This window comes from Rhodococcus sp. IEGM 1409 (assembly GCF_030056735.1).
GTDB lineage: Bacteria > Actinomycetota > Actinomycetes > Mycobacteriales > Mycobacteriaceae > Rhodococcus_F.
Map to the genome: position 1 here is coordinate 259,120 of NZ_JASHKN010000008.1, position 13,949 is coordinate 273,068.

Sequence of the window (13,949 nt, forward strand, 5' to 3'; positions counted from 1 at the left end):
ACCCCATCATCTGTATCGGTTGGGCATGCGCTTGGAATCACCCGCGCAGGGTGAAGCTCGCACGGACACGCGAGGTGGTCAACCGGGGAGTTCCTCGGAATTACGAGATACGAGTGCAATTGCCAGGACTGCGATCCCACATCCGGCAACCAGGATCCATCCCGGCCTCGATGCTTGCGCGACATCTACCGGTGCACTGCCGCCGATAATGCCACCAGCCAGCGCCACACCGAGAGCGGCACCGAATTGGCGTGCACTGGAGGTTATTCCACCTGCAAGCCCCGCCTGCGATCTCGGCAGCCCGTTGACGGCGGTGTTGGTGATGGGGGCATTCGAGAAGCCGAATCCGATACCGAGAAACAGGTAAGCGGCCAACAGCATCGGAATCGCCGTGTTGTTGTCGAGCGAGACCAGGCACAGCCCGCCGAGTGTCGTGAAGCTACCAGCGATCAGCAGCGGCCGCCGCGGGCCGAAGCGTCCGACGAGTATTCCGGACAACGGCGCGCAGACCGTTGCCGCAACAGCCATCGGGAGGGTGATCGCGCCGGCCAGGGCCGGACTCATACCGCGGGAGTGCTGCAAGTAGAACGTGCCGAGCAGTAGCGTCGCGTTCAACGCTACGAACACCACGACGGCGCCGACCACAGCCGACGAGAACGGTCTGCGGCGAAAAAGAGCGAGATCCATCAGTGGCTCGCGCTTGCGTGATTCGACGCGAATGAAGGCGGCCAACGCTGCAGCAACAACGACGTACCCTGCCGTCGCCGCAGCAGAGAACCATCCGATTCGCGGACCCTCGATCAGAAGGGCGACCGCACCGCCGACAAGAATCACCAGCAGCAACTGACCGGGAAGATCGAGACGTCGCGACTTCTGCGCTCGGGACTCCGGTACAAACACAGCAGTCAAGGCGAGCACGGCCAAGATCACCGGCACGTTGATCCAGAAAACCGATCGCCAGCCGAAACTTTCGATGAGCACCCCGCCGACTATCGGCCCTGCCGCCATACTCAGGCCGAAGACCGCGGCCCACACCCCGATTGCCTTGGCCCGCTCCTTCGGGTCGGTCATCACGTTGACCACGATCGCCAAGGCAACCGGGCTGAGCATCGACCCGCCGACGCCTTGGAGGATCCGCGCCGCGATCAGCACCCCCACGGACGGAGCGAGTGCGCAGGCAATAGACGCCACCCCGAAAACGACGAGACCGATCTGAAAGACTCGTCTCCTGCCGAAACGATCGGCCACCGCGCCGGACGAGATCAGCAAGCTCGCCAAGACAAGTGTGTACGCGTTGACGATCCATTCGAGACCACGGGTTCCGACGCGAAATCCCTCACCGATCGTCGGCAGGGCTACGTTGACGATGGTCGTGTCCAACCCGACGACGAACAGGCTCGTGCAGCAGATCACCAGGATGCCCCATCGCCGCCCTGCATCAAGTCCGATCACTTGCGATTCGTCGATCCCGCTCGAAGGTTTCATGGTCGGACTCCATCTCTCGAAGTGCTCTGCCGTACTCGACTGCCGAAAGGATCGTTGCCTTCCAGCGTCCGAAGCCGGTAGAAAATTTGCGGAAACTGCAAAGATGGGCGGCATGGATGCTGAATTCGAGCAGTTGATCACCGGTATCGGACCGAGGCTGCGCACGCTTCGACGCGATCGTGGATTGACTCTCGAGGCGCTGTCCGAGTCCACCGGCATCTCCGTCAGCGCACTCTCACGCCTCGAATCGGGTAAGCGTCGTCCCACCCTCGATCTGCTGTTGCCGCTCGCCCGAGCGCACCGGGTCGCGCTGGACCAACTCGTCGGCGCTCCCGCTACGGGCGATCCCAGGGTCCACCTCACCCCGAGCCGACGCAAGAACGGCAGTGCCGTTGTTCCGTTGACGCGCTATCCCGGCCGCGTGCAGGTCTTCAAGCAGGTGATCGGTCCGCGTCCACCGAAGCTCGTCACCCATGCCGGTTACGAATGGCTCTACGTCCTCGCCGGGGATCTGCGCCTCATTCTGGGTGCGAACGAGGTTGTCCTGCACCCAGGTGAAGTCGCGGAGTTCGACACTGCCGAGCCCCATTGGTTCGGGCCTGCCGATGAACAGGTGGTGGAGATCTTGCATCTGTTCGGCCCGCAAGGCGAGAAGGCACATGTGCGTACGAAGGTAAAGCATGCTCCTGCGCAAGGCATGGTTCCCGAAAGTTAGTTCACTGCATGTGTTTTCAGTCGGTTCGACAGTGTATGAGCGTACTCGAGGAGTAGCGTTCCCAACTCGGCATGACGCGCAGGCCGGAAGCGTGTTTCCACTCCGGTCAGGCTCAGCGCCCAGGCTGGTCGACCGTTGCGGTCGAACACCGCGGCACCCATCCCCCAACTTCCCTCGACGATGAGAGCTGGATTGACGGCGTAGCCGGTGACACGCGTCGACTCGATTCGTTCGCGGATTGATGTCTCACTGTGGATCTGACCCCATTCCGATTCCAGATTCACCCGGGCGAAATAGTCGTCGACGTCCCGCGCAGGTAGGTGGCTCAAGATGGCAAGGCCGGCCGACGCGACTCCTAGAGGGAAACGCTTCCCCTCGTGCAGAACGTGAGATCGCAGCGGAAAACTGCCTTCCTGACTCAGGACGCAGACGGTCTCGTCACCGCGACGTGCCGACAGGAATGCGCTCTCCCCCGTGACCCGGGCAAGTTCGTCGACGACGTCGCGAGCGCGGTCGGTGATGTCGTACCGATTTCCGGCCGCCGCCCCCAGGAGGTACAACTCCGGACCGAGAGACCACCGACCGGTTCGTGCGTCACGGTCGACCAGTCCTTCGGCAGCCAAGGACGTGAGCAGTCGGTGCGCGGTGGGCCGAGCGAGGCCAGTGACCTTGCCCAATTCCGTGGTGGAAGTGCCCGTTGGTTCGGACGCGCCGAGGGCTCGCAGAAGTGCCGCCACCCGCGCGACCATGGCCGGCGATTGCTCGTGAGTTGGCATGTCTTCATCCTAGCGTCCACTCAGTGAACGAAATTCCTTCAGATGGTCAGTAGTCGATCAGTTCCCTGTCGATGTTCGAGATTGCTTGAACCTGTGAACTGGAGATAGTTCACTGGATACAGAAGTGAGTGAGTGTCTACTCAATGAACGCCTGGCAGGGAGAGAACATGACAGCAAAGGTGTACGAGTCCGCAGCGGACGCGGTCGCCGACATCGTCGACGGCGCAACGCTGGCAGTCGGCGGATTCGGTTTGTGCGGCATCCCCGACATATTGATCGACGCGATCGCAGCTACGAGTGCAACCGACCTCGAGGTGTTCTCCAACAACTGCGGCGTCGACGATCACGGTCTCGGAATTTTGCTGAGCGCGGGACGTATCCGACGGGTGACCGCGTCGTACGTCGGTGAGAACAAGGAGTTCGCCCGGCAGTACCTGGCCGGCGAACTCGAAGTGGAACTGACACCGCAGGGCACGCTCGCGGAGCGTCTGCGCGCCGGCGGCACCGGAATCCCGGCGTTCTTCACACCGGCCGGAGTGGGTAGCCCGATCTCCGACGGCGGAATGCCGTGGCGTTACGACGCCGACGGCTCGATCGCAATCGCCTCTCCCCCGAAGGAGACTCGCGTCTTCGGAACCAAGCGTTACGTGATGGAAGAGGCGATCAACGCCGACTACGCACTCGTGCACGCTGTTCTCGGAGACACCGACGGCAACCTCGTGTTCGACAAGACCGCGATGAACTTCAACCCCCTCGCCGCAATGGCCGGTCGCATCACGATCGCACAGGTGGAGCGCCTGGTCGAGCCCGGCGCGATCGATCCGGCGTCAGTGCATCTGCCTGGGGTGTTCGTCCAGCGCATTGTTCACACCGGACCTCAGAACAAGCGAATCGAAAAGCGAACCGTCAGCGCTTCGGAAGGAACCACACGATGACCGCACCAGTGACAGTGACGGGTTGGACGCGTCAGCAGATGGCAGCCCGGGCGGCCGCAGAGATGATCGACGGCGAGTACGTCAATCTCGGAATCGGCCTTCCCACACTGATTCCCGGATACCTGGGCTCGGACGTTCGTGTGGTCCTGCACTCGGAGAACGGAATTCTCGGCACGGGACCGTATCCCACCGAAGACAACGTCGATCCTGACCTCATCAACGCCGGCAAGGAGACGGTTACCGTCAATCCCGGTGCGGCATATTTTGATTCGGCCCTCTCGTTCGGGATGATCCGCGGCGGCCACATCGACACCGCAGTCCTCGGCGGTATGCAGGTGTCGAAGACGGGCGACCTCGCCAACTGGATGGTGCCAGGCAAGATGGTCAAGGGCATGGGCGGCGCGATGGACCTGGTCCACGGCGCCCGACGCGTCATCGTCGTCATGGAGCACAACGACCGCGACGGCAACCCCAAGATCGTCGACGCCTGCACCCTGCCGCTCACCGGCCAGGGAGTGGTGAATCGGATCATCACCAACCTCGCCGTCATCGACGTGAGCGAGGACGGCCCTCTCGTCCTGCGCGAACTTGCCCCCGATGTCAGCGTCGAAGACGTTGTCGCCGCCACCGGCACCGAACTGAAAGTAGAACTGGCATGACCGACACGACCACTGTGATTGTTGCGGGAGCTCGTACCCCGATGAGTCGACTCCTCGGATCGTTGAAGGACCTCTCCGGGTCCGACCTCGGCGCCGTCGCCATCAAGGGCGCCCTGGACAAGTCCGGAGTCGCACCCGAACAGGTCGAGTACGTCATCATGGGACAGGTCCTCACCGCCGGCGCCGGCCAGATGCCCGCCCGCCAAGCCGCCGTCGCCGCCGGCATCCCCATGAACGTGCCCGCCCTGAGCATCAACAAGGTATGCCTGTCCGGCATCGACGCCATCGCCCTCGCCGACCAACTCATCCGCGCCGGCGAATTCGACATCGTCGTCGCGGGCGGGCAGGAATCGATGTCCCGCGCACCCCACATGCTCGAAAAAAGCCGCGAAGGCTTCAAATACGGCGACGTCACGATGCGCGACCACATGGCCTACGACGGCCTCCACGACATCTTCACCGACCAGGCGATGGGCCTGCTCACCGAACAGGTCAACCAACACGAGACCGCCCACATCACCCGCGCCGAGCAGGACGCGTTCGCTGCGGCCTCGCACCAGAACGCGGCCCGCGCCTGGAAAGACGGCTACTTCGACAACGAAGTAGTTCCCGTCTCCATCGCGCAACGCAAGGGCGACCCCATCGTCTTCGCCCAGGACGAAGGCATCCGCGCCGACACCACCACCGAGTCCCTCGGCAAACTGCGTCCCGCGTTCAGCAAGGACGGCACCATCACCGCCGGCTCCGCGTCCCCGATCTCCGACGGCGCCGCCGCCGTCGTGGTGATGAGCAAGACGAAGGCCGAAGAACTCGGCCTGACCTGGATCGCGGAAATCGGTGCCCACGGCGTCGTCGCCGGACCCGACTCCACCCTCCAGTCCCAGCCCGCGCGTGCCATCGCCAAGGCCTGCGCCAAGGAAGGTATCGACCCCACCGACCTCGACCTCGTCGAAATCAACGAAGCGTTCGCCGCCGTCGGGATCGCCTCCACCCGCGAACTCGGCCTCGACCCCGCCAAGGTCAACGTCAACGGCGGCGCCATCGCCGTCGGACACCCCCTGGGCATGTCCGGTGCCCGCATCGCCCTGCACCTCGCCCTCGAACTGCAGCGCCGCGGCGGCGGCATCGGCGCAGCCGCACTCTGCGGCGGCGGCGGACAAGGCGACGCACTCATCGTTCGCGTCCCCAAGGCCTAGGTCCACAAGGCTTAGGTCCCCAGGGCGTAATCACTTCCTGCCTGCCCAGACAGGTCGCCGAGCCCTCATCGCGCTCGGCGACCTGTCTGTTTCACGCCGGAGGTTACGTCGGATCGCGTGTCGTCAAGCGGTTGCGCAACAACTTCTCGATCTCCGACCGTCGGTATCTCCGATGTCCGCCAAGCGTTTTCAGAGTTCCGACTTTGCCCTCCCTCGCCCATCTGGATACCGTCGTCCGGTCGACGTGGAACAGTGCCGCAACCTGTTTGGTCGTCAGCCACTCATCGACAGGTGCTGTGTGCTCTTCTTCTCGGCTCATTGACAGACATTCGTAGCCGCAGCCCGTATGGACGGGTCCGATGCCGAATTGGCTACCCCCAGTGCGCTGTGAAAGTCTCGCTACAAAACTTTACTATTCCGTGGGGAAACTATGTCGAAGTCGGTAACTCTGATCCGTTCCACATCACTCTCGTCAGTCGCTGAATATGCCTATGCAGCAACGGCTCCTGCCGAGGCCCGACTGATCTTCCTCGCAGGATCTTGCCCGTTGAACGAGGACGGCTCTACCGCCGCCGTCGGCGACTACGCGGGACAGGCAGCCAAGGCCGTCGACAACCTCAGAACAGCTCTCTCGGACGCCGGCGCGTCCATCACCGATGTGACCAACACCCGCGTTCTGGTGGCGTCGAGCAGTCAAGCCGACCTCGTTGCGGCGTGGGAGGTAGTCCGCGACGCGTTCGGCGATCATGACGCCCCGAGCACTCTGATGGGCGTGACCGTTCTCGGCTACGACGATCAGTTGGTCGAGATCGAGGCAATCGCGGCCGTCGTCGACTGAAGTCGAACCCGGCTGGACGTTCCTACCGTGGATCTTCATGAGCAAGGGCCCGGTAGCCCTTTGCCCCCGCACGATCCACTGCGGCTCGCACAACGGCGAAGATGGCTCCCTGCAGGGCAGCGGCAATCAGGACTTCCCTACTCGACCTGCTCAAGTCCTTGGGCTCGGGCGCATTCTTGTCGTCACCGATGCGCTTCCACACCTGTTGGAAAACAGCGCCGGCCAAAATGCCGCCCAGAACGCTCGTCGCCAGTGAGAGTGGCTTGTACATCGCTTTCGATACTGCGCTCATTGCGCGGATCCTCCGTAGTTCGACACGTACCGCCTGAGCGGCTGACCGACTCTCAATACCCCGCAGGTGAGTTGTTGAAACATCGCAACGGCGAGGCGCGAAGTCGACTGTCGCACGTTATGTTCCACGGGTTTGCCACTTCTCGAGCCGGGTAAGATCGTCTTAGCGAAAGAAGGTTGTGTAAGTCATGGAAAACTACAGAATCGAACTACCGGACGGTACAACGGTGATGGAAGATTTCGTCTCGGATCGCGCCGCGATCGCATACGCGGTCGATTTGAATCACGGTTGCAGCGAGAAAGTATCGGTATTCCGTATCACCGACGAAGGGGAAACGATCCCGACTCGGATGTGCCCCAAGCCGAACCCTGGTTCGCGGCGTCACGCGCGAGCCGTCCGATAGAAGCGAGTCAAGAAGCGTCGAGCCGAGGGAAGAGAGTTTCCCTTGCGAGCAGCAGCAAGGCCGCAGCGACCGGAATCGCCAGCAACGCACCGACAATACCGAGCAACGCTCCGCCCAACAGAACCGCGACGACGGTCACCAGTGCCGGGACCGCCACCGTCTTCCCGATGATCTTCGGGACGAGAAGGTAGTCCTCGAGCAGGCGTAGTGCGACGAAGAACGCAACTGTCGCCAATGCCGTTGGGACAGAGACTGTCAGGGAGACCAGGGCGACGATAACCCCTGCGATGGTGGAACCGACTATCGGGATCAAATCGAGCAGAGCGACCAGCAGTGCCAAGATCAACGGGTACGGCACGTCGAAGATCACCAACCAGGCGAAGGTGCATCCTGCGGTGATCACAGAGATCAGAACATTGCCGAGGACATACCCGCCCACACCTGCCAGTATCTGGTCACCGATGGCGATTGCTCTAGGCCGGCGTGAATGTGGCACCAGCCGATACAGATTCGTGCGGATTCGTGGATAGTCGATCAAGAAGTACGTCGTCAGTACAGCAACGATTCCGGCGTCGGCGATTGCGCTGAACACCGCCCGCCCCGCACCGAGCAAACCCGTCGCGAGCGCAGAACCCGAACCATCCATTTGTGTGGTGAGGTGCTGCTCGAGGTGATACTTCTCGTCGAGGTCGCTGAGGATCGGATACCGGTCACGAATGTGTGTCAGGAGTTCGGGAGCGTGCGATGCGAACTGGCGTCCCTGCTCGACCAGCGGAGTGATCGCTGCAACGAGAAACAGCGCCAACATCACGGCAATCGCAAGGAGCACCACGGTGACTGCGATCCAGCGCCGGAAATTTCTCCGCTCCAGCCAGACGATCACCGGTTCTATGCCCACTGCGAGAAACAATGCGACCACGATCAGGATCAGCATGCCCCGCGCCGCAAGCAGCACCTCGATCACCGCGTAAGTCACGGCAACTCCGGCCGCGGCCGTCAGACCGATGAAGAACGGTGAACGACGATCGAATCTCGGTCCGGGTTCGCCCAGCGGCCGGACGGGCGTCGCCAATGCTGCGGCTTCGCGTTCGGCTTCCGCTATCGGATCTACCGCTTGAACTTCGCTTTCGGAATCCGGTGATGTGTCCGCGGAACTGGGATCCATCCAAGCCACCTCACGATCCGCGCGACTTCCCGGCTCGAGGGTGAGTACCCGTGCCGTAGTCGGATCAACCTCGAGGCTTCTCCGCTCCGCTTCGTGTCAGCGCAAGCCCGGTTCCCACAACTCCGATGATCGACACCGCGATGGCGATGCTCGGCCAACCGTCGCTCTGCCAGTAGACGTCGTCGAGAGTGATCAGTAACGCGGCCTCGTCAGCGATGAGTCCGAGCGCAATGCCCAACGCGATACCCATCCATGTTCTTGCGCGAGGACTTCGATCTACGAGTCCGAAGATCGCTACTCCCGCCAACAGGAGAATTCCCCACAGGTAGTGATGCAGATGAGTGCCACCGGCGCTGATATCGCCGACATCCCTGGTGTCGATCTGGATCAACCAGGTCACCAGACGTGCTCCACCGAACGTCAGTGTGAAGGCCACCCACGCCAGCACCAAGCCGCGGCGCGATTCGTCAACTTGATTCCATCTGCGAGGGAATCCGAATCTCTCTGCAGATTTCTCTTCGTCATGATCTCGAGAAAGCATCCTTCATGTTTACCCGACGCCGCTCAGAGTCAGGTTTTGGGGTGGATGCACCAACACGTAAATCGAGAACAAAAAAGCGGCACTCGATCTCCGAAGAGATCGGGTACCGCTTTCTCAGCTACTCACGCAGTATCGATCAATACCAGACTTTTCGTCCGCCCACTGCACGCCCGGTAGCACCGAGGATAGACAAAACTGCACCTACGACGACCAAGATGATGCCGACAGTGGTCAGAATGCTCAACCCCGTGAAAAAGCCGATCAACGCCAGAATAATGCCGAGAACAATCATGTGAGAACCTCATCCGGTATGCGTATAAAAATGATCTACTCAACTGACGCTACTACAGAAACTTCACAATCGATAAATCCGATAAAAACATTCATAAATACGAAACTCGTATTACTACCCAATAATGTCGCCGTTAAAACATCAGCTTTTCTTCTACTCCTCCGCACCCTTTTCGCCGAACCGTGCCGGTGTACATCTGAGGGTTCGAAACAGTCCGAGACAGCCGGGTACAGCCTGGTTCTCAGCACCGTCCGGCGGTGAACACCGCACTAGATCGCAGGACGGAAAGCGTCTTCAGCTGTCTTCGTGGGTGAGTGAGTTGGCGATGCGTTCGGCAACAGCACGCCGCAGTTCGGGGGTCAGTCGCTCGCTGGTCAGGGACTCGTAGAGCCACAGTCCGTCAGCTGCGAGACGGGCGATGAACTGGTCCAGCGCTCTCGGATCGTCAAGGTCTGTGGTCGGGGGCAAAGCCCACCGTTCCAGCACTGCGTCCCACGGCGCCGCGTGCTCGGGGTTTGTCGAGCCTTCGAGCATGAAGAGAAGTTCGGCCCGTGTGGCGCTGTGGGCCGCGACGCGGGTGTAGGCGGTGAGCCGTTCGGTGGGGGTGGTCTCGGAAGCGGACTTTCCTGCCGCTGCGGATAAACCCGCTTCCCACTCGTCCGCGAGGTACTGATGGATCGCCTGCACGAGATCTTCACGAGATGCGAAATGGTAAAGAAGTCCACCTTTGGTCATGCCGGCTTCGGCCGCGACGGAATCAAAGGTGACGCTCTTGACACCTTCGCGTTCCACGACTCGAGTTGCCGCTTCGAGGATCTGGGTTCGTTTACTGGTTCGCACGGGATTCCTGGGTCGAAGTGTCAGTGGTGAGGCGCAACGGACAAGGCCGATCCGGGTCCGTGGCGACGTAGCAGAAAACCGGTCACAGCTGCGCCGACTGCCATGACGGCGGTAATCACGATCATCACGGCGAAGTAGGCGCTGTCGAACGCTTCCGATGCGGCGGCGATCAACGAAGGATTACCGTCACCGGCCAGACCGAGCGCCGCGTCGAGGCTATCGCGTGCGGAGTCCGGCACGCCGGCAGGCAACGAGATTGTCGCGGTGTAGATCGCGGTCAGGAGACTTCCGAGCAGTGCGACTGCTATGAGACTGCCGAATTCGTAGGACACTTCTTCAACGGAGGATGCCATTCCCGCCCGACGAGCGGGTACGTTGCCCATGATCGCGCTGGAAGCGACGGCCATGGCTGCTCCTAGACCGGCGCCGGTGACGAGTAGTCCGGCAACAAGCAAACCCATGCTGGTGTCGAAGGTCGTCAGAACCAGCACGGAGCCCACCGTGCTGAGAGCGAGGCCACCCGCGATGATCGGAAGAAGGCCGACCTTGTGCAGAGTCGCACCGGCAACCATGGCAGTCGGCAGCGCTCCCAGAGCGACTGCGGCGACGAGGAGGCCGGCATGTAGTGGTGAGAAACCTTCTACGAGCTGGAAGCGCTGAGTGGTGATCAGTTGGATACCCGCGATGGCGAACATCGAGAAACCGGCGGCCAGGACTCCGGCCAGGAAGGCTCGATTGCCGAAAATCGCGAAGTCCAGCAGTGGGTAGGGCAGGCGGCGCTGCCGTCGCACGAAGGTCCACCCGCCGACGACGGTGGCGAGCAGAGCGATGGAAATGACGAGGGACGAGGAGTCGGTTTTTGCTGTCTCTTTGATCGCGATCACGAGACCGACCAAAGCTACGAGTGCGAGCAGCGAGGAGAGAAGATCCCAACGTTTTGTGGGGTCCGCGTCGTTGGGTGGTGCAACGACCTTTGTGGCGATGAAAGCCACGATGACAACAGGGACGTTGACCAGAAACACCGACCCCCACCAGAACCAGTGGAGCAGAAGGCCTCCGATGATCGGACCTAGCGCGCTGCCCACAATGGCCAGGCTTCCCCAGACCGCAATGGCGACGTTGCGCTCACGCTCGTCCTCGAAGGTGACGCGGATCAGGGCGAGCGTGGCAGGCATCATCGCAGAAGCACCGACGGCCAGGAGCGCTCGCGCCGCGATCAAGGCTTCGGGCGTCGTGGAGAACGCGGCAGCGAGTGAGGCGACCCCGAAGAACACCAGACCGATCAAGAACATACGTCGATGCCCGACCCGGTCTCCGAGCGTGCCACTGCCGAGAAGCAGCCCGGCCATCACAACCGGATAGGCGTTGATGATCCACAGTCCCTCAGAACTACTTGCACCGAGGTCCTCCACCAGCGTCGGCAGCGCGGTATAGAGGATGGAGTTGTCGAGGGTGATGAGTAGAAGTCCTGCGCTCACCACGGTCAGCAGCATCCAGCGCCGTGTATCCGTAACCATTCCGAAGCCTCTCCAAAGTTGCCGAGACTCATAACTGTACCTTACGAAAGGTACAGTTATGGGTCTCGGCGTCCGAAGTCGACTTTGATCGGGACTTCTCGGTGACGTGCGTTCAATCGAAGTCGGAAGCACGGCACTGATGACGCATCCCCGAGAAACTTCTTGAAATGTTCAGCCGCACAGGGTTTCCGGTTCCTTCACGGTTCGATGTCCCCGATCTTCGCCTCGACCGCCGGCGTGATGTGGCTCAACACGCAGCGCCAACGACCGTCTCGCCGGGCGAACACGTCGGTGGTCCACTCGTCGGCGTCGTACTGCTTGCCTTCGTAGTGCGCAGTATTGGTGATCCGCGTGGTGAACAGTGCAACGTCACCGAAGAAACGCACGCGAGCGCTCCCGACACGGTCCATCGCCGAATGAGTCAAGTCACCCGAGGCCACGAAGCCCAGAAACTCCGCTTTGGTCGACAACCCGGATTCCGAGACGATCACCCAGTCGTCTGCCATGAAGTCGCCGATCCGTTCGGCGTCGTTCGAGCACATCGCGACGTTCCACTCGTCTGCGACAGCGATCAACGCCGCACTCTCCTGATCCGACATGTCTTCTCCCTGTCGTCGGGGCGTCCCCCCTGGCGGACAATGCCCCGACGACAGGGTTCCCGCAAGGTGGACTTCGAACCGACGTGAACGACGGGACGGCAAGATGACCGACGACAGTCGCACCGAGCTTGCAGCTCAGGCGTATATCTACGGATTTCCCCTCGTTTTCAATCTCGACCAGGTCCATCGGCACCTTCACGACGGTGTCGAAGCGAACCCCGCCGCACCTTTCAACACCTTCAGCCACGCCCCACACTCGCCGGCCCGGCAGACACTTTTGTCCCGAAGGCAAACTGGCTGACCACACCGCGCGGAGATTTCCGACCGGCACTGAGAATGTACGAACCTTCGCCCGCCGTACTCGATCGGTCCTACGTCGTCCCCGCCATCACTCGCTCGCGAGAATGACGGCTCGCGTCTGACGGCCTGTCTGGGGGTAGGCCGTCAGACGGACGCAGAATCAGGCGTGTGTGCCGCCGTCGACGCGGATCTCCGTGCCCGTGATGAAGGCACCATCGTCGGATGCCAGCATCGCGATAACTCCCGCAACACTTTCCGGCCCGGCCATGGGGGCACCACCGGACTCCAGATCAGTGCTCAGAATCGGTGACAATTTGCCGAAGAGCGACCAGTCGGTGTCTTCCGGCAAGTACGACGCAGTGGTGTCGGTGATCCCGCTCTTCACGCTGCCCGGAGCCACCGCGACGGCACGCAGACCCTGCTTGCCGTATTCGAGAGCCAGTGCGTGAGTGAAAGACTGGATTCCTCCCTTACTTGCGGCATACGCGGCCATGTAGGGGTGCGCGAAGGCAGCGGAGGTGGAACTGAAATTCACCACGACTGCGTTGCCTGTGGCCAGGAGAGCCGGCAGTGCCTGACGAGTGACGAGGAAGGTGCCCGTCAAGTTCACGGAGATCACCTGATTCCACAGGTCCAGCGAGGTCTCGTGGGTGTGCCCGCCACGCAGTATCCCGGCGGCGTTGACCAGTACGTCCAATCCCCCGAGAGCCGAAATTGCCTGACCCACAACCTCGATGACGGAACTCTCGTCACCGATATCGACGACGACGGTGTCAAGGCCACCCTCCGTCGAGGCATGTTCTGCCGATTTCCGGGTGTCCGCCAAACCCTTCTCGGAGATGTCGGCAGCGACCACTCGGCCACCTTCGGCGAGCAACCGCAGCGCGGTGGCCTGCCCGATTCCAGATCCTGCGCCGGTGACGAGAACACGACGACCTTCGAAACGATTCATTGCTGTGTACCTTTCACGAAAACGAGTTGGTTGGTAATCCAGGCTCGGCGGCGCCGACACTCACAACTCACCCGCGAGAAACTTCAGGTACGGAAAAACGCAGCACTGCAACAGGTGTGGCACTGCGAAGTCTCAGCGAGGCAATGCCCGCCGAAGTGGCGAATGTCAGACGGATCCGGCCGGTGCGGCCAAGGCTCTTTCGATCCAGACGAGACCAGAGGGGCGGCGGTCGATCGCCTTGCGCCCCCGCCGGAAAGTCGCTACGCCGAATCGGGCCGTGCGCAGTGCACGGCCGGAAGCGAGAGAACAGCGGCGTATGGACATCACAAGCACGGTAGCAGCGCCGTCGGACTCGACAAAGACGACGTTGCGATATTCGGATACTGGAAGCAGGGCATCAGCAACACCGAGATCGACCTCCGACCTGACCGGCAGTGCACTGCG

At 61.7% G+C, this 13,949-nt stretch carries 18 protein-coding genes and 1 pseudogene; 7 read left to right on the plus strand and 12 right to left on the minus strand.

The window, feature by feature from the left end; translation table 11 throughout:
* Window positions 1-78: 78 nt before the first annotated feature.
* A complete protein-coding gene (locus QM716_RS21315; RefSeq protein ID WP_283306084.1) occupies window positions 79-1,485 on the minus strand; it encodes an MFS transporter in 1,407 nt (468 codons plus the stop codon).
* A gap of 112 nt (window positions 1,486-1,597) precedes the next feature.
* On the opposite strand from QM716_RS21315, the gene QM716_RS21320 reads away from it, so the two are divergent.
* The gene (locus QM716_RS21320; protein ID WP_502942110.1) at window positions 1,598-2,200 is read left to right on the plus strand and encodes a helix-turn-helix domain-containing protein; all 603 of its coding nucleotides are present in this window, start codon (window positions 1,598-1,600) and stop codon (window positions 2,198-2,200) included.
* On the opposite strand, the gene QM716_RS21325 is transcribed toward QM716_RS21320, so the two are convergent.
* Window positions 2,197-2,976, minus strand: a complete 780-nt coding sequence (locus QM716_RS21325) for an IclR family transcriptional regulator (RefSeq protein ID WP_283306086.1) — start codon at window positions 2,974-2,976, stop codon at window positions 2,197-2,199. The genes QM716_RS21320 and QM716_RS21325 overlap by 4 nt on opposite strands.
* Before the next feature lie 167 nt (window positions 2,977-3,143).
* On the opposite strand from QM716_RS21325, the gene QM716_RS21330 reads away from it, so the two are divergent.
* From QM716_RS21330 to QM716_RS21340, 3 genes are read left to right on the plus strand one after another with little or no spacing between them, the layout of a single operon-like run.
* A complete protein-coding gene (locus QM716_RS21330) occupies window positions 3,144-3,911 on the plus strand; it encodes a CoA transferase subunit A (RefSeq protein WP_283306087.1) in 768 nt (255 codons plus the stop codon).
* A complete protein-coding gene (locus QM716_RS21335) occupies window positions 3,908-4,570 on the plus strand; it encodes a 3-oxoacid CoA-transferase subunit B (protein ID WP_003941451.1) in 663 nt (220 codons plus the stop codon). Before QM716_RS21330 ends, QM716_RS21335 begins: the two co-directional genes overlap by 4 nt.
* Window positions 4,567-5,766: an acetyl-CoA C-acetyltransferase gene (locus QM716_RS21340; RefSeq protein WP_283306089.1), complete on the plus strand. Its 1,200-nt coding sequence runs from the start codon at window positions 4,567-4,569 to the stop codon at window positions 5,764-5,766. Before QM716_RS21335 ends, QM716_RS21340 begins: the two co-directional genes overlap by 4 nt.
* A 103-nt stretch (window positions 5,767-5,869) precedes the next feature.
* Here the strand turns inward: QM716_RS21340 and QM716_RS21345 are convergent, their stop codons facing one another.
* Window positions 5,870-6,085 (minus strand): BldC family transcriptional regulator, encoded by a 216-nt coding sequence (locus tag QM716_RS21345; protein ID WP_283306090.1) that lies wholly within the window; start codon window positions 6,083-6,085, stop codon window positions 5,870-5,872.
* A gap of 111 nt (window positions 6,086-6,196) precedes the next feature.
* Between QM716_RS21345 and QM716_RS21350 the strand changes: the two genes are divergently transcribed.
* Window positions 6,197-6,604 (plus strand): RidA family protein, encoded by a 408-nt coding sequence (locus tag QM716_RS21350; protein WP_283306091.1) that lies wholly within the window; start codon window positions 6,197-6,199, stop codon window positions 6,602-6,604.
* Window positions 6,605-6,626: 22 nt separating this feature from the next.
* On the opposite strand, the gene QM716_RS21355 is transcribed toward QM716_RS21350, so the two are convergent.
* On the minus strand, window positions 6,627-6,896 hold the full coding sequence (locus QM716_RS21355) for a DUF4235 domain-containing protein (protein WP_209448388.1): 270 nt from the start codon (window positions 6,894-6,896) through the stop codon (window positions 6,627-6,629).
* 187 nt (window positions 6,897-7,083) lie between these two features.
* On the opposite strand from QM716_RS21355, the gene QM716_RS21360 reads away from it, so the two are divergent.
* Window positions 7,084-7,299: a hypothetical protein gene (locus QM716_RS21360; protein WP_283306092.1), complete on the plus strand. Its 216-nt coding sequence runs from the start codon at window positions 7,084-7,086 to the stop codon at window positions 7,297-7,299.
* 7 nt (window positions 7,300-7,306) lie between these two features.
* On the opposite strand, the gene QM716_RS21365 is transcribed toward QM716_RS21360, so the two are convergent.
* The 6 genes from QM716_RS21365 to QM716_RS21390 form a co-directional block, all read right to left on the minus strand.
* Window positions 7,307-8,464 carry an AI-2E family transporter gene (locus tag QM716_RS21365; RefSeq protein ID WP_283306093.1) on the minus strand — a complete coding sequence of 386 codons (1,158 nt, stop codon included), beginning with the start codon at window positions 8,462-8,464 and terminating at the stop codon, window positions 7,307-7,309.
* 64 nt (window positions 8,465-8,528) lie between these two features.
* Complete coding sequence (locus tag QM716_RS21370) at window positions 8,529-9,005, minus strand: hypothetical protein (protein ID WP_283306095.1); 477 nt, start codon at window positions 9,003-9,005, stop codon at window positions 8,529-8,531.
* 136 nt (window positions 9,006-9,141) lie between these two features.
* On the minus strand, window positions 9,142-9,297 hold the full coding sequence (locus QM716_RS21375) for a DUF6131 family protein (protein WP_003945564.1): 156 nt from the start codon (window positions 9,295-9,297) through the stop codon (window positions 9,142-9,144).
* Window positions 9,298-9,591: 294 nt separating this feature from the next.
* Entirely contained in the window at window positions 9,592-10,137 is a 546-nt protein-coding gene (locus QM716_RS21380; RefSeq protein ID WP_283306096.1) for a TetR/AcrR family transcriptional regulator, read from the minus strand.
* Between the two features lie 20 nt (window positions 10,138-10,157).
* Window positions 10,158-11,654, minus strand: coding sequence for an MFS transporter (locus QM716_RS21385; protein WP_283306098.1), 1,497 nt, complete (start codon window positions 11,652-11,654; stop codon window positions 10,158-10,160).
* Between the two features lie 197 nt (window positions 11,655-11,851).
* On the minus strand, window positions 11,852-12,253 hold the full coding sequence (locus tag QM716_RS21390; protein ID WP_283306099.1) for a nuclear transport factor 2 family protein: 402 nt from the start codon (window positions 12,251-12,253) through the stop codon (window positions 11,852-11,854).
* A 103-nt stretch (window positions 12,254-12,356) separates the two neighbouring features.
* Here QM716_RS21390 and QM716_RS29415 point away from each other — a divergent pair.
* Window positions 12,357-12,535: pseudogene (locus tag QM716_RS29415) on the plus strand (DUF1254 domain-containing protein); the annotation flags it as partial.
* A 178-nt stretch (window positions 12,536-12,713) separates the two neighbouring features.
* Here the strand turns inward: QM716_RS29415 and QM716_RS21395 are convergent.
* Entirely contained in the window at window positions 12,714-13,505 is a 792-nt protein-coding gene (locus QM716_RS21395; protein WP_283306100.1) for an SDR family NAD(P)-dependent oxidoreductase, read from the minus strand.
* A gap of 165 nt (window positions 13,506-13,670) precedes the next feature.
* On the minus strand, window positions 13,671-13,829 hold the full coding sequence (locus QM716_RS21400) for a hypothetical protein (RefSeq protein ID WP_155419158.1): 159 nt from the start codon (window positions 13,827-13,829) through the stop codon (window positions 13,671-13,673).
* Window positions 13,830-13,949 lie beyond the last annotated feature (120 nt).